This window comes from Burkholderia contaminans, assembly GCF_029633825.1.
Lineage (GTDB): Bacteria > Pseudomonadota > Gammaproteobacteria > Burkholderiales > Burkholderiaceae > Burkholderia > Burkholderia contaminans.
Window position 1 is genome coordinate 1,343,820 of the sequence record NZ_CP090641.1, and the last position, 19,186, is coordinate 1,363,005.

At 68.0% G+C, this 19,186-nt stretch carries 19 protein-coding genes; 4 read left to right on the forward strand and 15 right to left on the reverse strand.

Going from position 1 to position 19,186, the window contains the following annotated elements:
- Nucleotides 1–316 precede the first annotated feature (316 nt).
- On the forward strand, nucleotides 317–1,627 hold the full coding sequence (locus LXE91_RS23670) for an MFS transporter (RefSeq protein ID WP_039367800.1): 1,311 nt from the start codon (nucleotides 317–319) through the stop codon (nucleotides 1,625–1,627).
- A gap of 103 nt (nucleotides 1,628–1,730) precedes the next feature.
- Here LXE91_RS23670 and LXE91_RS23675 read toward each other — a convergent pair whose 3' ends face one another.
- The 4 genes from LXE91_RS23675 to garD all read right to left on the reverse strand — a co-directional run bounded on the left by LXE91_RS23675 (nucleotide 1,731) and on the right by garD (nucleotide 5,081).
- Nucleotides 1,731–2,168, reverse strand: coding sequence for a DoxX family protein (locus LXE91_RS23675; RefSeq protein WP_039367803.1), 438 nt, complete (start codon nucleotides 2,166–2,168; stop codon nucleotides 1,731–1,733).
- A gap of 193 nt (nucleotides 2,169–2,361) precedes the next feature.
- Nucleotides 2,362–2,817: an RbsD/FucU family protein gene (locus tag LXE91_RS23680; protein ID WP_039367805.1), complete on the reverse strand. Its 456-nt coding sequence runs from the start codon at nucleotides 2,815–2,817 to the stop codon at nucleotides 2,362–2,364.
- A gap of 79 nt (nucleotides 2,818–2,896) precedes the next feature.
- Nucleotides 2,897–3,298, reverse strand: a complete 402-nt coding sequence (locus LXE91_RS23685) for a nuclear transport factor 2 family protein (protein WP_039367808.1) — start codon at nucleotides 3,296–3,298, stop codon at nucleotides 2,897–2,899.
- Nucleotides 3,299–3,527: 229 nt separating this feature from the next.
- Entirely contained in the window at nucleotides 3,528–5,081 is a 1,554-nt protein-coding gene (garD, locus tag LXE91_RS23690) for a galactarate dehydratase (RefSeq protein ID WP_039367811.1), read from the reverse strand.
- A 229-nt stretch (nucleotides 5,082–5,310) separates the two neighbouring features.
- Between garD and kdgD the strand changes: the two genes are divergently transcribed.
- The gene (gene kdgD / locus LXE91_RS23695) at nucleotides 5,311–6,225 is read left to right on the forward strand and encodes a 5-dehydro-4-deoxyglucarate dehydratase (protein WP_039367815.1); all 915 of its coding nucleotides are present in this window, start codon (nucleotides 5,311–5,313) and stop codon (nucleotides 6,223–6,225) included.
- Between the two features lie 137 nt (nucleotides 6,226–6,362).
- Here kdgD and LXE91_RS23700 read toward each other — a convergent pair whose 3' ends face one another.
- Nucleotides 6,363–6,914, reverse strand: coding sequence for a hypothetical protein (locus LXE91_RS23700; protein WP_039367818.1), 552 nt, complete (start codon nucleotides 6,912–6,914; stop codon nucleotides 6,363–6,365).
- A 451-nt stretch (nucleotides 6,915–7,365) separates the two neighbouring features.
- The gene (locus LXE91_RS23705; protein WP_039367820.1) at nucleotides 7,366–8,943 is read right to left on the reverse strand and encodes an aldehyde dehydrogenase (NADP(+)); all 1,578 of its coding nucleotides are present in this window, start codon (nucleotides 8,941–8,943) and stop codon (nucleotides 7,366–7,368) included.
- Between the two features lie 303 nt (nucleotides 8,944–9,246).
- Between LXE91_RS23705 and LXE91_RS23710 the strand changes: the two genes are divergently transcribed.
- Complete coding sequence (locus tag LXE91_RS23710; protein ID WP_039367824.1) at nucleotides 9,247–9,429, forward strand: hypothetical protein; 183 nt, start codon at nucleotides 9,247–9,249, stop codon at nucleotides 9,427–9,429.
- Nucleotides 9,430–9,507: 78 nt separating this feature from the next.
- On the opposite strand, the gene LXE91_RS23715 is transcribed toward LXE91_RS23710, so the two are convergent.
- Nucleotides 9,508–10,233: a site-2 protease family protein gene (locus tag LXE91_RS23715; RefSeq protein WP_039367827.1), complete on the reverse strand. Its 726-nt coding sequence runs from the start codon at nucleotides 10,231–10,233 to the stop codon at nucleotides 9,508–9,510.
- A complete protein-coding gene (locus LXE91_RS23720) occupies nucleotides 10,230–11,192 on the reverse strand; it encodes a DUF2167 domain-containing protein (protein WP_039367830.1) in 963 nt (320 codons plus the stop codon). Before LXE91_RS23720 ends, LXE91_RS23715 begins: the two co-directional genes overlap by 4 nt.
- 196 nt (nucleotides 11,193–11,388) lie before the next feature.
- On the opposite strand from LXE91_RS23720, the gene LXE91_RS23725 reads away from it, so the two are divergent.
- Nucleotides 11,389–12,234: a helix-turn-helix domain-containing protein gene (locus LXE91_RS23725; RefSeq protein WP_039367832.1), complete on the forward strand. Its 846-nt coding sequence runs from the start codon at nucleotides 11,389–11,391 to the stop codon at nucleotides 12,232–12,234.
- Nucleotides 12,235–12,241: 7 nt separating this feature from the next.
- On the opposite strand, the gene LXE91_RS23730 is transcribed toward LXE91_RS23725, so the two are convergent.
- From LXE91_RS23730 to LXE91_RS23760, 7 genes are all read right to left on the reverse strand, one after another.
- The gene (locus LXE91_RS23730) at nucleotides 12,242–13,624 is read right to left on the reverse strand and encodes a dihydroorotase (protein WP_039367835.1); all 1,383 of its coding nucleotides are present in this window, start codon (nucleotides 13,622–13,624) and stop codon (nucleotides 12,242–12,244) included.
- 3 nt (nucleotides 13,625–13,627) lie between these two features.
- Nucleotides 13,628–14,188 carry a gamma carbonic anhydrase family protein gene (locus tag LXE91_RS23735; protein WP_039367838.1) on the reverse strand — a complete coding sequence of 187 codons (561 nt, stop codon included), beginning with the start codon at nucleotides 14,186–14,188 and terminating at the stop codon, nucleotides 13,628–13,630.
- Nucleotides 14,188–14,766 (reverse strand): 6-pyruvoyl trahydropterin synthase family protein, encoded by a 579-nt coding sequence (locus LXE91_RS23740; RefSeq protein WP_039367841.1) that lies wholly within the window; start codon nucleotides 14,764–14,766, stop codon nucleotides 14,188–14,190. Before LXE91_RS23740 ends, LXE91_RS23735 begins: the two co-directional genes overlap by 1 nt.
- Nucleotides 14,760–15,686 carry a GTP cyclohydrolase FolE2 gene (gene folE2, locus LXE91_RS23745; protein ID WP_172625563.1) on the reverse strand — a complete coding sequence of 309 codons (927 nt, stop codon included), beginning with the start codon at nucleotides 15,684–15,686 and terminating at the stop codon, nucleotides 14,760–14,762. Before folE2 ends, LXE91_RS23740 begins: the two co-directional genes overlap by 7 nt.
- A 58-nt stretch (nucleotides 15,687–15,744) precedes the next feature.
- On the reverse strand, nucleotides 15,745–16,953 hold the full coding sequence (zigA, locus tag LXE91_RS23750; protein ID WP_172625562.1) for a zinc metallochaperone GTPase ZigA: 1,209 nt from the start codon (nucleotides 16,951–16,953) through the stop codon (nucleotides 15,745–15,747).
- A gap of 135 nt (nucleotides 16,954–17,088) precedes the next feature.
- Entirely contained in the window at nucleotides 17,089–18,300 is a 1,212-nt protein-coding gene (locus tag LXE91_RS23755; RefSeq protein WP_039367850.1) for an acyl-CoA dehydrogenase family protein, read from the reverse strand.
- A complete protein-coding gene (locus LXE91_RS23760; RefSeq protein ID WP_039367853.1) occupies nucleotides 18,297–19,139 on the reverse strand; it encodes a hypothetical protein in 843 nt (280 codons plus the stop codon). The genes LXE91_RS23755 and LXE91_RS23760 overlap by 4 nt, the downstream gene beginning before the upstream one ends.
- Nucleotides 19,140–19,186 lie beyond the last annotated feature (47 nt).

Consider the following 19,186-nt stretch of genomic DNA (forward strand, 5'->3'; position numbering starts at 1 on the left):
CAAAACCCTGCCCCGCGCGGCGCGCCAGCGGCTCACCGGCCGCGCGCGCCGTTGCGCCTGCTTCGGCTTCGCGATCCGAACCGTTCCTCGGCGCGCGCCCACGCGCGCTCATTTCGCGCTCCTGTAGAATCCCCCCACCCGCTTTGACGCTTCGTCCTCGCCGCGCCCCATCCCGGTGCGGCGGTGCGTGTTTCGTGCCTCACCCCGCACGCGGCACGCTTCGACGACGCAAGCCGCGCCTTGTCAGTCCATGCCGAAAAGCGGGCCCTGGAGACGCAGCACCGACAACTAAATTCCAAAACCGATCGTCCTGACCATGCAAGCTTCCGAATTGAGCGGTGTGCCTCGCGCCGCCGAACGCGCGCTCACGCGCAGCGACTACAAGACCCTTGGCCTCGCCGCACTCGGCGGCGCCCTGGAGTTCTACGACTTCATCATCTTCGTGTTCTTCGCGCCGGCGATTGGGCAACTGTTCTTCCCGCACGACATTCCCGACTGGCTGCGCCAGTTGCAGACGTTCGGCATCTTCGCGGCCGGCTATCTCGCGCGCCCGCTCGGCGGCGTGATCATGGCGCACTTCGGCGACCTGTTCGGCCGCAAGCGGATGTTCACGCTGAGCGTGCTGATGATGTCCGTGCCGACGCTGCTGATGGGCCTGCTGCCCACCTACGACACGATCGGCATCCTCGCGCCGGTGTTGCTGCTGCTGTTCCGCGTGCTGCAGGGCGCGGCCGTCGGCGGTGAAGTGCCGGGCGCATGGGTGTTCGTGTCCGAGCACGTGCCGTCGCGCCACATCGGCTATGCGTGCGGCACGCTGACCGCGGGCCTGACGGCCGGCATCCTGCTCGGCTCGCTCGTCGCGGCCGGCATCAACAGCCGTTACTCGAGCGCCGAAGTCGGTGCGTTCGCGTGGCGCATCCCGTTCCTGCTCGGCGGCGTGTTCGGCCTGTTCTCCGTGTACCTGCGCCGCTGGCTGCATGAAACGCCGGTGTTCGCCGAGATGAAGGCGAAGAAGGCACTCGCGGCCGAGATTCCGCTGAAGGCCGTGCTGCGCGACCACGGCCGCGCGGTGATCGTGTCGATGCTGCTCACGTGGATGCTGTCGGCCGCGATCGTCGTCGTGATCCTGATGACGCCCGCGCTGCTGCAGAAGCAGTTCCACCTCGCGCCCGCGACCACGCTGTTCGCGAACAGCATCGCGACCCTGTGCCTGACGGCCGGCTGCATCACCGCGGGTTCGCTCGCGGGCCGGATCGGCGCGAAGCGCGTGCTCGGCATCGGCGGCATCGGGCTGGCCGCGTGCTACTACCTGCTGTTCGTGCAGGTCGCGGCCGACGCGTCGACGCTGCCGCTCTACTACGGGATCGCGGGCTTCATGGTCGGCACGATCGGCGCGGTGCCGTTCGTGATGGTCAAGAGCTTCCCGGCCGTCGTGCGGTTCTCGGGCATCTCGTTCTCGTACAACGTCGCGTACGCGATCTTCGGCGGCCTCACGCCGGTGATCGTGTCGCTGATGATGAAGTCGAATCCGCTCGCACCGGTGGTGTACGTCGCGGCGATCTGCGTGCTCGGCGCGATCGCCGTGCAGTTCTCGAAGGATGCGAAGGACGTGAAGGCTACGCACTGAGCGCCGGCGCGCCCGCGCGCTCAATGAACAAAGGGCCGAATCCCGCGGGATTCGGCCCTTTTGTTTTGCTTCAGCGCAACGGCAACGGCGCGAGTATGTGCGATCAGCGCAGGCTGCCGTACGTCGTGCTCGGCCGGCGCAGGCCGTCGATGCTCGCGCCGCCGGCGCCGGTGACGAACAGCAGCAGGAAGCCGCCGGCGATCGCGATGTTCTTCCAGAAATGGATCACCATCTCGTGCTGGACCGCGGCGTCCGTCGCGTCCCAGAAATTGTGCCCGACCATCGCGGTCGCGACCGTATAGAACGCCATCAGCAGTGCGAGCGGTCTGACCTTGTAGCCGACGATCAGCAGCAGCCCGCCGAGCCCTTCGATCGCGACGACAATCGGCCCGATCACCTGCGGATACGGCACGTTCAGCCCGTGCAGGTAGCCGATGAAATCGCCGTAGCCGAGCAGCTTCATCACGCCGCCCCACAGGAACAACGCCGCCAGCGCCAGGCGCGCGAAAAAAATGACGCCGGAATCGACGGAACGCGTCATGCCTCTCTCCTCGTATGCAATTCGGCCGCCCGCGCGGGGCGCGCCCGGGCGGTTCGGCGCCGCGCGACCCTGCGGGGCCCGCGGCAAATGGGCCAGCATAGACAGAGTTTCGGCCGTGTCCAAGAAAAAGGTTGTAGCAAATCTTTACACGACGGCGGCCGCGCGGCCGCGAAGGCGGCGGGACGAAAAGCGTTTAGCCCGCGTCGCTCAACAACACGCCCTTCTTGAAGATGAAGCAGCCGTAGCCGCGCAGCTCGCCGGTGACGATCACCGCGTAGGCCTGCTGTGCGCGCTCGTAGAACGCGAAACGTTCGACGCCGGTCAGCGGCACAGCGCGCCCTTCCGCGCGATCGATCTCGGCCTGCACTTCGCGCTGCACGGGCGGCACCGCCGCCGCATCGCCGACGACTTCCATCCGCCATGCGGGCGTGTCGACGAACGTGTCGAGCGGCAGCACGGACAGCACCGCGCGCACGACGCGCGCCGAATCGGCGCCGTCGATCCGCAACGCGCGGCCGACCACCGTGTGCTCCGCGACGGATTCCGCCGGGAAATTCGCATCGCAGATCGCGATTTCGTCACCGTGGCCCATCGCGCGCAGCGTGTGCAGGATGTCGGCGTGCAGCAGCGGGTCGAGATTCTTCAGCATGTCGGCTAGTCTCCGGGATCAGGAACGAATCGCATAACGTTACCCGATCCCGGCGGCCGCTGCGCATGCATCGCTCACGTCACGACGCCGCGGCCGGCATTTCGTCGATGAAACCCGTCACTGACGCGAGGCGGCCCGACGCGTCGACGGTGCCGAAGTCCGAACCCTTCACGATCGCCGCGCCGTCGGGCGACACGAGCGCCCACGAGAACCGCAGGTGCTGGCCGAAGCCGTCGACGTCGGTCGTGCGGCGGAAGCGGAACGCGGGGAAACGCGCCTGCACGGCGGCGATCATCGTGTCGATGCCCGCGTGGCCGTCGCCGGCCATCAGCGGATCGCGATAGGCCGCGTCGCTCGCGTAGGTCGCATCGATCAGCGCACGGCGGCGCGCGACGTCGGGTTCGTTCCACGCGTCGATGTAGCGGTCGATCAGGTCGGCGTAAACAGACGAGGCGGACGAGGCGGACGGGGCGGTGTTCATGGCGAGGCTCCTTGTGTCGATGAGAGGACGATGTCGCGAACGTGGCGTGTTGCGTGTTCGCGTGCAGACATCGTCGCCGACCTCGCGCGGGCGGTCGATTACGTGACAGGTAAGGAATTCGCGCCGTCCGCGCAACAGGTGCTGCGTGCGCCGGATCGTGAATTCGCCGCCGCGATGTCAACGGGCGCCCGAAGGCGCCCGCATCTTTCGGCGGCAACGGCCGCTCGCGTCAGGTCACCGGCGCCGGATTGAACAGGGTCAGCGCATTCGCGAGCTTCCATTGCTCGGCCCACGTGCGGCGCTTGCCGCTCGCGACGTCGAGCATCAGCCGGAACAGTGCCCAGCCGGTGTCCTCGATCGTGGCCGCGCCGGTCGCGATCTGCCCCGCGTCGAGATCCATCAGGTCGTGCCAGCGGCGCGCGAGATCGCTGCGCGTCGCGACCTTGATCACCGGCACCTGTGCAAGGCCGTAGGGCGTGCCGCGGCCGGTCGTGAAAATGTGCAGGTTCATCCCGGCCGCGAGCTGCAGCGTGCCGCAGATGAAGTCGCTCGCGGGCGTCGCCGCGTACAGCAGCCCCTTCTGCTTCGCGCGATCACCGGGGCGCACGACACCGGCGATCGGCGCGCTGCCCGACTTCACGATCGAGCCCATCGCCTTCTCGACGATGTTCGACAGGCCGCCCTTCTTGTTGCCGGGCGTCGTGTTCGCGCTGCGGTCGACGCGGCCGCGCTGCAGGTAGCGGTCGTACCAGTCCATCTCGCGGATGATTTCGCGCGCCACGTCCTCGTTCGCCGCGCGCGACGTGAGCTGCGCGACGCCGTCGCGCACTTCCGTCACCTCGGAGAACATGATCGTCGCGCCCGCGCGCACCAGCAGGTCGGCCGCGAAGCCGACGGCCGGATTCGCGGTGAGCCCCGAGAACGCGTCGCTGCCGCCGCACTGCACGCCGACGACGAGATCCGATGCCGGGCATGTCTCGCGGCGGCGGCGGTCGAGCCGCTCGAGGTGCGATTCGGCCATCTTCATGATCGAGTCGATCATCGAGTTGAAGCCGACGTGCGCGGCGTCCTGCAGGCACACCACGCCGCCGTTGCCGGTCGCGCCGTCGGCCGCGACCGGAATCATGCCGGGCGGCAGCAGGCGCTCGGGCTGCAGCTTCTCGCAGCCGAGGCTCACGGTCATCACCTCGCCGCCGAAATTCGGATTCAGGCTGATGTTGCGCAGCGTGCGGATCGGGATGTCGGCGTCGGGCGCATCGATCGCCACGCCGCAGCCGTACGTGTGCTCGAGCCCGACCACGTCGTCGACGTTCGGATAGCGCGGCAGCATCTCGGCCTTGATCCGCTTCACCGCGTGCTCGACGACGCCCGACACGCACTGCACGGTCGTCGTGATCGCGAGGATGTTGCGCGTGCCGACCGAGCCGTCGGCATTGCGGAAGCCCTCGAACGTATAGCCTTCGAGCGGCGGCAGCGGCGGTGCGGCGCGTGTTGCGAGCGGCAGGTCGTCAAGCCCCGGCGGCTCGGGCATGCGCATCGTGCGTTCGTTGACCCAGCTGCCGCGGCGCAACTCGACCAGCGCGTAGCCGATCACCACGTTGTAGCGGACGATCGGGTCGCCGGCCGCGAGGTCGACCAGCGCAACCTTGTGCCCCTGCGGCACGCCTTCGCGCAGCGTCAGCCCATCGGCGAACGTCGCGCCCTCCGGCAAGCCGCCGTCGTTGACGACGATCGCGACGTTGTCGTCCGGATGCACACGGATATAGAGCGGGGAAGCAGTCATCGGAATTCCAGGAGGCTATCGGCCATATCATTAGTCATCATACGACATTCAACCAGGATCGGCGATGCTGCGTAAACCCTTACCCGGAAAGACCCTACTATTTATCGACCGGCAAACCGCTTGCGTCACGCCTCCCCTCGTTGTACGATGACATACAACGACATCGCCAATGTGGCTCGTATGCCGTTCCCGACGAACCCAGCACTCGCGCTAGACGGACGACCCAACCATGACCTCACCGCAAGAACTCAAACAGATCATTTCCCACGGCCTGCTGTCGTTTCCGCTGACGGACTTCGACACCGACGGCAGCTTCCGCCCGTCCACCTACGCCGAGCGCCTGGAATGGCTCGCGCCGTACGGTGCGAGCGCGCTGTTCGCGGCCGGCGGCACCGGTGAATTCTTCTCGCTCACGCAGCGCGAGTATTCGGACGTGATCCGTGTCGCGACGGAAACCTGCAAGGGCAAGGTGCCGATCCTCGCCGGCGCGGGCGGCGCGACGCGCGTCGCGATCGAATATGCGCAGGAGGCCGAGCGCCTCGGCGCGAGCGGTGTGCTGCTGATGCCGCATTACCTGACCGAAGCCAGCCAGGAAGGGATCGCCGACCACGTCGAGCAGGTGTGCCGTGCGCTGAAGATCGGCGTGGTGGTGTACAACCGCGCGAATTCGAAGCTGAACGCCGACATGCTCGAGCGCCTCGCCGATCGTTGCCCGAACCTGATCGGCTTCAAGGACGGCGTGGGCGAAATCGAAAGCATGGTGACGATCCGCCGCCGCCTCGGCGACCGTTTCGCCTACCTCGGCGGCCTGCCGACGGCCGAAGTCTATGCGGCCGCGTACAAGGCGCTCGGCGTGCCGGTGTATTCGTCGGCCGTGTTCAACTTCATCCCGAAGACGGCGATGGCATTCTACGAAGCGATCGCGAAGGACGACCACGCCACGGTCGGCCGCCTGATCGACGAATTCTTCCTGCCGTACCTGAAGATCCGCAATCGCCGCGCGGGCTATGCGGTCAGCATCGTGAAGGCGGGCGCGAAACTCGTCGGCCATGACGCAGGCCCGGTGCGTGCGCCGCTCGTCGACCTCACCGACGAAGAAGTGGCGGAGCTCGACGTGCTGATCAAGAAGATGGGCCCGCAATAAGCGGCGTTCGTCGGCGGCGCACGCCTTCATTGGCGCCGCGCCGCCAGTTCTGCATCGCGGCCGGCATTCGCCGGCCGCGACCTTTTGCGCGCTTTCCGCGATGACGCACGCATCCGCCGCGATGCGTGTCGCCACCGTCACATCTGCGCGATGACCCCGACGATCCGGTAACGCACGTTCCCCAGCTTGACGCGTGTCGCCTCGATCTGGTCCTGCGCACCCGATCGCGCGCGCGCATTCGATTCGCTGCCAAGGATCTGCCCGAGTACGTCGCGGTCAACGACCGCGTCGAAGAACCGACCGACCGTGATCGTCGCCGACTGCTTCGCGGTCGCGAGTTGGCTGTTCGCCTGCATCAACGCTTCGGTACGCAGGCCCGGATCGCGTTCATCGATACCGCGCCGGTACTGGAGCGCGAACACCAGCGCCTCCATGTCCTGCCGGAAACGGCGAACGGCTTGACCGAACACGAGCGAATGCGCGTCGGAGCCCGTGACGAGCCGCCCCTGGTTGATCGTGATGTCGAATTCGCTGCCGCCCAGGTCGCGCTGGAATTCCAGCAGCGCATTCGCGAGCACGCGTCCTTCGCTGTACTGGCCGATCTGCGTTCGCACGGATTTCGCGACGTCGCCGATCGCTTTCCACAACCCGGCCGCGAACAGGTGGTCGCCACGTTTGTTGATGTTCATGATGCCGTTCCCTCTTGGTCTTTTTCTGGATCTCTCAGGTTTCGCCCGCAGGTCGGTCGACCCGGGGCTCCGGTACTGTAGGAGAAAAGCGGGCGGCAGGAAAGCCGGCAGGATCAACGACCGCTTTTGCCCGCACGGCGGCAACGGCGCTCGCCCCGGACACCGGCCCCTCCATGCCGCCTCGGCACGAATGCGCACCTCCTCGCTTCGGTCCGACTGACCGGTGGAAGCAAGCTGTGGACGCGCGACCGGCGCCTGCCGGGCGCAGCAGACCGCCTGGGGCTCGCCGCGCATCCCGCCCACTGACGCTGCAAGATCGACACCACGCAAACCTGCCATGCAAAAAGGCGAAAGCGGCTCATTGGCCACTTCCGCCTTTTCGTTTTTGGCGACCGGCGCGCTCTCAGGCTCACCGGTCGCAGCCGATCGCTCCCTCAGCCGAGGTGCGTCATCACTCGGCCTTCCCGTCCCGCAGCCGCGGAATCGCGAGCGGATTGCTTTCCTGCAACCCTTCCGGCAGCAGATCGTCCGGGAAATCCTGGTAGCACACGGGCCGCAGGAAGCGCTCGATCGCCGTCGCGCCGACCGACGTGACGGCCGGGTTCGACGTGGCCGGGAACGGCCCGCCGTGCACCATCGCGTCACACACCTCGACGCCGGTCGGGTAGCCGTTGACCAGCAGGCGGCCGGCCTTGCGTTCGAGGACCGGCAGCAGCCGGCGCGCGAGCGGCTTGTCGTCGGCGTCCATCTGCAGCGTGGCCGTCAACTGGCCTTCGAGTGCTTCGAGCACGCGCGCGACTTCGTCGAGATCACGGCAACGCACGATCAGCGACGCCGGCCCGAACACCTCGTGGCTGAACGCCGGCTCGGCGAGGAACGCCTGCGCACCGACTTCGTACAGCGCGCCGCCGGCCTGGCAATCGGTCTGCGCCGCCTCGCCCGCGCCGATTTCGCGCACGCCCGGCAGTTCGGCCAGCTTGCCGCGGCCATTGCGATACGCATCGGCGATGCCCTGCGTGAGCATCACGCCGGCCGGCTTCTTCGCGAGCGCCTGCGCGGCGACGGTTTCGAAGCGGTCGAGATCGGGGCCGTCGATCGCGAGCACGAGGCCCGGGTTGGTACAGAACTGGCCGACACCGAGCGTCAGCGAATCGACGAAGCCCGTCGCGATCGCGTCGCCGCGCGCGGCAAGCGCCGCCGGGAACAGCACGACGGGGTTGATGCTGCTCATTTCCGCGTAGACGGGAATCGGCTGCGGGCGCGCGTTCGCGATCTGCACGAGCGCCATGCCGCCCTGCCGCGACCCCGTGAAGCCGACCGCCTGGACCGCCGGATGGCTGACGAGCGCCCCACCGATCACGCGGCCGGGGCCGACCAGCAGCGAGAACACACCGGCCGGCATCCCGGTTTTGGCGACAGCGGCGCGGATCGCGCGGCCGACCAGCTCGGACGTGCCGAGATGCGCCTCGTGCGCCTTCACGATCACCGGGCAGCCGGCCGCGAGCGCCGACGCCGTATCGCCGCCGGCCACCGAGAACGCCAGCGGGAAGTTGCTCGCACCGAACACGACGACGGGCCCGAGCCCGACTTTCTGCAGCCGCAGGTCCGAACGCGGCAGCGGCGTGCGCGCCGGCTGCGCGGGATCGATCGACGCGGCGAGGAAGCGCCCGTCACGCACGACGCGCGCGAACAGCCGGAGCTGGCCGACGGTGCGGCCGCGCTCGCCCTGCAGCCGCGCGACGGGCAGGCCCGTTTCGGCATGCGCACGCTCGATCAGCGCGTCGCCGAGCGCGACGATTTCATCCGCGATCGCTTCAAGAAACGCTGCGCGGGCCGCGAGCGGCTGCGCACGGTACGCGTCGAACGCATCGCGCGCGAGTTCGCATGCGCGCTCGACGTCGGCCTGCGCCGCGACGCCGAACACCGGCGCATCGATCGGCTCGCCCTTCGACGGGTCGAACGCGCGCAAGGTACCGGCCGAGCCGGCGACCGCTTCGGCGCCGATCAGCATCTCTCCAGTCAGTTGCATGGGGTGTGCTCCGTGGTTCGGGAATAGATCGTTCATTGTAGCTCAACAGATACGATGTCTGCCGACGACGTAGCGTCATTCTCGTCACCTGTGAAGGCATCGACGATACATCCTAAGGTCTTGCCCAGCCAGAGAATCATGACACTCCCACACTGTGATGCCGATCTTCGAGGGGAAAACCCGAGGTTGCCGAATTCGAGCATCCTCAACAAACTTTTGGCCATGTCATACGACGACGTACGTTTAAAGCGAGCAACCAGACCTCCCCTCGCGATTTTCCGCCCGACCGCGCGCCGGACCGCCGTGCGCTACTGGATCCTGGCGATGCTGTTCGTCGCCACGACGCTCGACCATGCGGACCGCGCAACGCTGTCGATCACCGGCGCACGCGTGTTCGTCGGGCCGAACGCACTCGTCACCATGTTCAGCTATCTCGTGATCGCGAAGGACATCAGGCGCGTCGAACTGCGTCATCGCGACGCCTGACGTTCGGCTTCAGGACAAAACAACGGCGGCCGCATGAAAACGGCCGCCGTTGTTGCATTCGACCCCAGGTATCCGCTGTCAGATCGACGAATGTGCGACGCGCAGCATGTCGTGCACGCCGGACGTCATCAGCGCGAGGAATGCGAGCAGGCCCACGTAGCAGAGCGCGTACGTCGTCTTCGTCTCGATCGACGTCGCGTAGTACATGCGGTTCTCAGGCGCGTCCGGATCGTAGCGCCACGCACGCTTCAACTGCGGCAGCGCGAGGATCGCCATCACGATCAGCAACGGGCTCGGGCGATACACGAACAGCGCGATCAGCACCGGCACGCCCGCGAACCAGATGCGCGGCGACAGCACCGCGGTGATCCGCCCGCCGTCGAACGGCGACAGCGGAATCATGTTGAACAGGTTCAGGAAGAAGCCCGTATACGACAGCGCGAGCAGCAGGTTGCTGTCGTAGTAGCGCGCGGCCGCGTAGCAGGCCAGCGCACCGAGCGTGCCGACGAACGGCCCGGCGAGCCCGACGTACGCCTCGGTTTCCGCGTCGTGCGGCATCTCCTTCAGCTGGATCCACGCGCCGACGAACGGGATGAAGGTCGGCAGCCCGACGTCGAGCCCGCGCCGCTGCGCGGCGATGTAGTGGCCGGCCTCGTGCACCAGCAGCAGCGCCACGAAACCGGCCGCGAACCGCCAGCCGTAGAACAGCGCGTAGACCGCGATCGACGCCAGCATCGTGCCCGCCGACACGAGCACCTTGCCGAGCTTGAGGCCGCCGAAGATCAGCAGCAACAGCTTCGTCATTCCTTGCGCTCCGTGCCGGACACGTCGGATACGCCGGATGCATCGGCGACGGCCGGCACCGCAGCCGCCTTCGGCTTGCGCCCGAAGAAGCGCTTCAGCGCCGCGCCGCCGGCCAGCAGCGCGACCGCGCCGATCTTGAAGAACTTCACCGCGAACGCGCCGATCAGCGCGAGCAGGCCGAGCTTCTTCGCGCCGACGCCGACGATCAGCGCCGCAAGGCCGTACTCGGCGACGTGGTCGGTCGACTTGTTGAAATCGGCGTAGCGCTTGCCGTCGTTGAAGCTGATGTTCGACAGCAACTCGTCGGCCGACGCCTTGTATTTCGGCAGATCGGCGAGCGTCGACGCCATCGTCAGCGACAGGTAGCCGTCACGGCCGAGCACGAGCGTCCGGTAGTTCACGCCGTCGTTCTCGGCGTTCGGTGCCGCGCCCTTGTCGCGGATGATCGCGGACCACACGAGCCGGTGCGTGGCCGCGTCGTATGCGGGCGCCTTCGCCCAGCCGACCACCTCGGTTTCCGGCAGGCCGCGCTCCTTGCGCCCCGGGTTGTCTTCCTCGGTGCCGGACTGCAGGCTCTTCAGCAGCTCGTCGGGCTTCCAGTCCTTCGCGTCGTCGTCGCGGATATAGCCGCTCGGCTCGAACGACACGACCGAGATCCAGTCGGCATCGGGATCGTCGGGCAGCACGAGGCCGACCAGCCTGGATTCGTCGATCGAGTTGCCCATCGAGCGCAGGTAGCGGCCGGCTTCGGCGGCCGGCACGAACGATTCGCCGGCTTTCAGCTTCAGCACGGCTTCGTGTTTCACGTCGATGTCGGTCGGGCCCTTCACGACCGCGTCGTTGGCGGCCGCGGCGGCGGCCCTCATTTCCACCTGCGCAGCTTCGGTCTGCGCGTGGCCGGTGGTCGCGGCGAATGCAAGCGTCGCCACGCAGGCGAGCCGGACGGCAAGTTTTTTCATTGTTGGATTCCCCTGGAATGCCTTGTCGTAAATATGCACGGCACCGGCCCAGGCGCTTTCAATCGCGGGTCCGGCGTCGTCTCTCAGTTGGCACGAGGGCTATGGTAACGCAGCGCAGCGACACGCCCGGGGAAGGGCGAGATGCTTACGTCGCAGGTAATGTCCAGGGTGCGCGGGATTGCCTATCATCAGCACCATGAACCCGACCGCCGCCCTTCATTCGCCCTCCCCGTCCGCCGGCCGCACGCCCGGTATCGGCCCACTGCTGCGCACGTGGCGGCAACGCCGGCGCCTCAGCCAGATGGCGCTCGCGCTCGACGCGGAAGTCTCCGCGCGCCACCTGAGCTTCGTCGAATCGGGCCGCGCGCAGCCGAGCCGCGAGATGGTGCTGCATCTCGCCGAGCGTCTCGACGTGCCGCTGCGCGAGCGCAATGCGCTGCTCGTCGCGGCCGGCTTCGCGCCGCTGTTTCGCGAACGGCCGTTTTCGGATCCGCAACTGGATGCCGCACGTCATGCGGTCGAAGCCGTGCTGCGCGGCCACGAGCCTTATCCGGCGCTCGCCGTGGACCGCCACTGGACGCTGCTCGCCGCGAACCGGATGCTCGGCGCGCTGGTCGCGCAGGCCGATCCCGCGCTGCTGCAGCCGCCCGTCAACGTGCTGCGGCTGAGCCTGCATCCGGACGGGCTCGCGTCGCAGATCGTCAACTGGCACGAATGGCGCACGCATATCCTGCATCGGTTGCAGCGGCAGATCGATGCGAGCGGCGACCGCACGCTGCACACGCTGCGCGACGAACTCGCCGCGTATCCGGCGCCGGCCGGCCAGCCCGACGACACGCATGCGCGCGCCGACTTCGCGGATATCGCCGTGCCGCTGCGGCTGCGCACGGCCGCCGGCGAACTGACGTTCTTCAGCACGACGACCGTGTTCGGTACGCCGGTCGACGTGACGCTGTCGGAACTCGCGATCGAGGCGTTCTTTCCGGCGAACCCGGAGACGGTGGAGGCGATGCGGGCGCTGGCGGACGCGTTGCCGGCGTAATGGGCGGCTAACCCGCCGCATCCAGAAACGTCACGGCCTGCCCTGCCGGCTCCCCGTTCAGCTCGCCATCGCGCACCACGACCTGCCCGCGCACGACCGTATGCACGGGCCAGCCTGTGACCGTGCGCCCGTCATAGGGTGTCCAGCCGCTCACGCTGGCGATCCATTCGTCCCGGATGGTGCGACGCGCACGCAAGTCGACGATGCTGAAATCAGCGTCGTAGCCCGCCGCAATGCGCCCTTTCCCCGCGATGCCGAAGACGCGCGCCGGCCCGGCGCTGGTCAGGTCGACCAGCCGTTCGAGGCTCAGGCGCCCCGCCTGCACGTGATCGAGCATCAGCGGCAGCAGTGTCTGCACGCCGGTCATCCCGCTCGGCGACTGCGGATAGGGCCGGCGCTTTTCATCGCGCGTGTGCGGCGCATGATCGCTGCCGATCACGTCGACCACACCATCGCGAACGGCCTGCCACAGCGCGTCCTGATGATGCCGCTCGCGCACCGGCGGATTCATCTGCGCGAACGTGCCGAGCCGCTCATAGCAATCGGGCGCGTGCAGGCTCAGGTGATGCGGCGTGACCTCGACGGTCACGCGATGCCGGTGTCGCGCGAGGAACGCCATTTCCTCGGCAGTGGACACGTGCAGCACATGCAGCCGCCGACCCGTCTCGGCAGCCAGCCCGACGATGCGCCGCGTCGCCGCCAGCGCGCTTTCCTCGTCACGCCAGCGATGATGGTCCCGCACGTCGCCGCTCGCTTCCACGAGCGCCCGGCGTTCGCGCAGCCGCGCCTCGTCCTCCGCGTGCACGGCCATGCGCCGCCGCCCGTTGCGCACGATCCGGCGCAACACGGCTTCGTCATCGGCCAGCAGATCGCCGAACGAACTGCCCATGAAGACCTTCACGCCCGCGCAGCCCGGCAGGTTTTCAAGTACCGGCAGCCGTTCGGCGTTCGCGGCCGAGCCGCCGATATAGAACGCGTAGTCGCACCACGCACGGCCGCGCGCGAGATCCAGCTTGGCCTGCAGATCCTGCGCGGTCAGCGTCAGCGGATGCGTGTTGGGCATCTCGAAGATCGTCGTGACGCCGCCGAGCACCGCGCCGCGCGTGCCGGCCTCGAGGGTCTCCTTGTGCGTGAGGCCCGGTTCGCGGAAATGCACCTGGCTGTCGACGACGCCCGGCAACACGTGCAGGCCGCCGGCATCCAGCAGGACGTCGGCGCTCCACGTGCCGTGCAACGCGCCCAGCGCGACGACACGGCCGTCCACGCACGCGATGTCGATCCGCTCGGCCCCGTTGGGTGTCATCGCCGTGCCGCCGTGCACGAGCAGGTCGGCGTGGCGTCGCTGCAGCGCGTCGCTCACGCCCCCTTCGTGTCGGTTGCGCTCGTCCATGATTCAGAACTCGTTCTGGATGTGCTTGTAGCCCAGCACCAGCGCATTGTTCGTGCGTGCGACGTCCTCGGAGAAGTCGCTCGCGTCGGCCGTCACCTGCGGCATGGCCGCGAGATCGGTTTCCGGCCCGATGCGCTCGGTCGAACGCACGTAGAAACCCGGCGGCAGGTGGCAGCCGTCGACGACCGCGTTGTAGCGCACCACGCAGCCATCGTCGATGGTGCAGTTGAACAGCACGCTGTTGAAGCCGACGAACACGCCGTTACCGACCTTGCACGGCCCGTGGACGATCGCGCGATGCGCGATCGATGTGTGCCGGCCGATGGTGACGCTCGCACCCGATTTCGAATGAATCACCACGCCGTCCTGGATGTTCGAATGCGCACCGATCACGATCGGTGCGATCCGGCCGCCGGCATCCGTTTCGTCGGCGCGGATCACTGCGTACGGGCCGATGAACACGTTCTCCTCGACGATCACGAGCCCGCACAGAATGGCGGTCGGATCGACGAAGGCGCTTGGGTGAATCTGCGGCAGGTCGCCGCGCGGGTTCTTTCTGATCATCAGGATTCCTGCCTTGAAAGTGGACAGTCGCGCTTGATCCGCTCGAACAGGCCCGGATCGCGCCACTGTCCGGCGACGGCCGGCGCGAACACGATCGCGTCCAGGTCGATGCGGCCCATGCGCGGGTTGAACGCATCGTCGCGAAAGCACTGCGCGTAACCGGTATCGGTTTCGTGAACGATGATCGAATGCAGCCGAACGTCGGCTTCGCCGTTCGTCATGCGGGTGCTGGACAGCACCGCATCGACGAGGCGAAAGAACACGCGCGAGAACTGCTCGGCGCTCGGCGACACGGGCAGCAGCACCCAGCGCTCGGAATGCCGGCGCATGCTCTCGACGTAGCACGGGTCATCCTCCGCCCACAACGTCACTGCGTGATCGAACGCGTCGATCAGGTCGCGCACGTCACCCTTGAGCAGCCCGAAGTCGTAGATCATCTGCCCGCGATCCAGCGCGTGCGCTTCCAGCAGCAGCTCGACGCGGTACGAATGGCCGTGGATCGAATGTGAGCAGCGCCGCGTGCTGCAACCGCGCACGACGTGCGCGTTCTCGAAGCGGAACAATTTGCGGATCAGCATGCGTCGGCGCCTTCGCGCACCGGCGCGGCCCAGGCCACCGCATCGTGCGGATGCAGGCTTTCCAGATGGCGCACGTGCACGTGCGGGGTCGCATCGTGGCCGAGGTCATCCAGCGCGGCCCGGACGCGGCGGGCGGCATCCTCGACGAACATCAGGTTCCCGCCGTTCAGCACCGCGAACGCCTGCTCGTCCGCACGCTTGACGGCCGTCTGCACCGGCGTGCCGAGCGCGTGCTCGATACGATCGATCAGGTCGATCAGCCCCAGCGTCGCGCGATCGGCAGGCAGCGCCACGCTGACGACGGCCTCGCTGCGCTGGCTGTGCGGCGTGGCCGCCGTCGCGCGCCGTTTCAGCCACGCGGCGATCGCCGCCGGCGCCACGCGATCGTCGCGGCCGAATGCCGCCAGGAACGCCTGCTCGACCCAGTGCCGCGACAGCGCCGCGGAGCACGGGCACGTCGACGAATAGGCGACCGTCACCTGCGCGCGCAGTTCGAACCGGGAGCCGGTCAGCGTCGCGTCGATCCGGACCGGATAGCCTTTCCATCCGGCCAGCCCGTCCGTCACCAGCGCGGCGCGGCGTGCCAGCAAGTCGAAGCGCAGCCGTAGCCGCGCACGGCGTGTATCGCAGTCGCGATGGCTGTCGACCATCGCATCCAGCACACGCTGAAGGCCGGCCGGCGACAGTGCCGCGCCGTCGCCGAGCCCGTCGAGCAGACGGTACAGCCGCGACATGTGGATGCCCTTCACGTGCGGCGCAGGCAGATCGACCTGCACGTCGGCGCGCGCATGCACGTCGCGCCGGCAGCCGGGCTCGGCCACCGCAACGGGCAGGTCGATGCCCTGCATGCCGACCCATTCGAGCGGGCGGCCGCCCGGTGCGGCATCAGTCAGGGAAATATCGGGAAGGGGTGCGTTCATGCTCGGAATCCGGTGGAGCGCCTTCTCCATCCGGATCGATGCAGGAAGCGCGGTCAAGTCAGGGCCAGTCGCGAAACGGGTTGTCCCACGTGGTCCAGTGCTCGGGGCCGGTGGCCATCTCGGCGTCGGTCAGCAGACACGCGTCGAAGCGCGCGCGCAGCGCGGGCTCGTCCATGTCCATGCCGATCAGCACGAGTTCCTGCCGTGCATCGCCGACGTGTTCGTCCCAGCGCGCGCGGATCTGCGCGACGGCTTCCGGGTCCTGCGGCCAGCGCTCGGGCGGCATGGCCGCCCACCAGTAGCCAGCCGGCCCGTGCCGCGCGACCGCGCCGGCCTGCGACCACGAACCGGCGACGGTCGGGTGCGTGGCGAGCCAGAAGAATCCCTTCGAGCGCACGACGCCCGGCCATTCGCTTTCGACGAGATCGAAGAAACGCTGCGGATGGAACGGCCGACGCGCGCGATAGACGAAGCTGCGGATGCCGTACGCGTCGGTCTCGGGCGCGTGCGTGCCGCGCATCTCCTGCAGCCAGCCCGGCGCGCGCGAGGCTTCGTCGAAGTCGAACAGGCCCGTGTCGAGCACGCGTTCGAGCGGCACCTTGCCGAATTCGGCGATCTCGATCCGTGCGCGCGGGTTCAAGCCGCGCAGCAGCTCGACCAGCCGCTCGCGCGCGTTTGCGTCGATCAGGTCGATCTTGTTGATCACGATCACGTCGCAGAACTCGATCTGGTCGATCAGCAGATCGACGACCGTGCGCGCATCCTCCTCGCCCATCGATTCGCCGCGCGACTGCAGGCTGTCGCGCGACGCGTAGTCGCGCAGGAAATTGAACGCATCGACCACCGTCACCATCGTGTCGAGCCGCGCGACTTCGCCGAGGCTGCGGCCGTCCTCGCCTTCGAACGTGAACGTCTCGGCTACCGGCAGCGGCTCCGAGATGCCGGTCGATTCGATCACGAGCTGGTCGAACCGCCCTTCGCGCGCGAGCCGGTCGACCTCGATGAGCAGATCCTCGCGCAGCGTGCAGCAGATGCAGCCGTTGCTCATCTCGACCAGCTTCTCGTCGGTGCGCGACAACCCCGCGCCGCCGTCGCGCACGAGCGCGGCGTCGATGTTCACCTCGGACATGTCGTTGACGATGACCGCGACGCGCCGGCCCTCGCGATTGTTGAGGATGTGGTTGAGCAGCGTCGTCTTTCCGGCGCCGAGGAAGCCGGACAGGACGGTCACGGGAAGCCGCGTGGACGGGGGAAGTGCGGGGCTCATCGGGCGATTCCGGTCGAGGACGTTGGAAAGAGAATGATATATTGTATCGCAACGATATAACATATCATTTTGGGCGTCCAGCAGGCCGGTCGGGTTTTGTCCGGAGCGGGCCCCGCCCGCTCCGGTGTCGGTCCTTCAGGTATAGAGCGACGCCGGCGGCCACTCCCCGGCCAGTGCAAACCGGCCCACGTCGCGCAGCCGGTAGTCGAGCGGGTCGTGCAGCGTATGCGTTCGCGCGTTCCGCCAGAAGCGGTCGAGGCCGAGCGACGCGGCCGTCGCGCGCGCGCCGCAGGCGTCGAACAGCGCCTCGCCGTTCTCGAGCGCCGCGCGCTGCGCGACGATCTTCGCCTCCGATACCGCGAGCGCCACCTCGGCGCGCTCGTCCGCCGTCAGCGCATCCTGCCGCGCCCATGCTCGCTGCAACGCGGCGGCCGCGCGATCGGCCAGCGCCGCCGCGGCGATCGCCCGCACCCGCATGTCGCCGAAGCGCTGCAGCGTGTACGGATCGTCGCTCGCCTGCGCGACCTCCGACTGGATCCACGGGCGGCCATGCTTCAGCACGTAGTCGCGCGCTTCCGCCAGTGCGCCTTCCGCGAGCCCGACGAACAGGTTGGTCAGCACCAGTTGCGACACGAGCGTGCGCAGCGTCGCGCGCGGCGTCGGCGGCGCCTCGGAACGATGCAGCACCTCGTCCGGCGCGAGCGTCACGCCGTCGAAGCGCACGCTGCCGCTGTCGGTCTGGCGCTGGCCGATCGGATCCCAGTCTTCGTTGACCGTGATCCCCGCGCGATCGGTCGGCACCACGCCGAACACGGTGCGGCCCGTGTCCGGATCGTGCGCGGACACCGTCATCCGCTGCGAGCCGCGCGTGCCCGAACAGAAGCCCTTCACGCCATCGAGCCGGTAGCCGCCGTCGGGCGTCGCCGTGGCCACGAGCCGCGTGTCGAGCGGATTGACCGCATTGCCCCACCACCATTGCTGCTCGACCGTGCCGCGCAGGTAACGCTCGCGCTGCGCGGCATTGCCCCACACGTCGACGCTCACCACCTGCAGGCACTGGAACCCGACGAGATGCGCGAGCGCGCTGTCGACGCGCGCGATCTGCCGGATCGCATCGTATATCTCGGGCCAAGCGGCTTCCCGTCCGCCGAACGCACGCGGCACCGCGAGCGTCAGCAGGCCCGCATCGGCGAGCCACTGCTTCTCCTGCGCCGCATGACCACCCGCGCGGTCGCGCGCGGCGGCTGTGGTGCGCAACGCGTCGATCGCCCGCGCCAGCGCGGCGGGGTCGAAGGCGGGCGTATCGGTATCGGGCGCGAAGGTCGCCGGGCCGCGTGGATCGTTCATGCGACGGCTTCCTGCGCAACCGCTTCACCCGACAGCGGGACGAGCGCGTCGAGCGGGCGGCCGGTCAGCCGCGACAGGATCTCGCGCCGCCAGTCGTCGTAGATCGCGCGGTATTCGGCGATATCCGCGCCGAACACGTGCGCGGTATGCGCGTACTCGTCGTGCAGGTAACCGTCGAGCCGCGCCTGCGTTTCCTCGTCGGCCGCGATCACGCGATCGATCAGCGCGTCACGCTCGGCCGCCGGCAGCGCCTTCAACGTGTCGAACCACCACTGGACGATCTGCACGCGATGCCATTCCTCGTCCGGCCGGATCCGGTTCTCGCCGTGCTCGCGCATCGCGGAATCGCCGATGCGGCCGGTCTTGCGCTGGATCCACAGCTTCGCGAGGATGTGCAGCTCGTAATGCCACTCGAACGCGAGAAAGCCGGCGATGTCGCGCACCGCGATGTCGCCGATGCGCGCCCAGTGCGCGGCGACGAGCCGGTCGACTTCCTGCAGCGGATCACGCCCCGTCAGTTCGGTCACGCGTTCGCGGCCAATCACCGCGTGCGCGCCGTCGTCGCCGAGCTGGCGCGACAGGATCAGCTGGAAATGCGGATCGTCGCGGAACAGCGTGTCGATCGCCTTTGCGACGACCTGCACGATGAACAGGTCGTGCGACGCCATCTTCGTGTAGTAGTCGGCGACGGCAGCCAGCTCGTCGTCGTTGTGCGGCTCGCGCGGCGGCGTGGCGAGCTTGGCCGGGAAGTCAGGACGATGGCGTCGCGCCACGTCGAGAAACAGCGCTTCCTCGAATTGTCCGTTCCATTCGCGCGGCGCGCCGATGGGCAAGGTCATAGGTTCTTTCTCTCAGGATCATGAATGAAGCGAGCAGACGCTTGTGG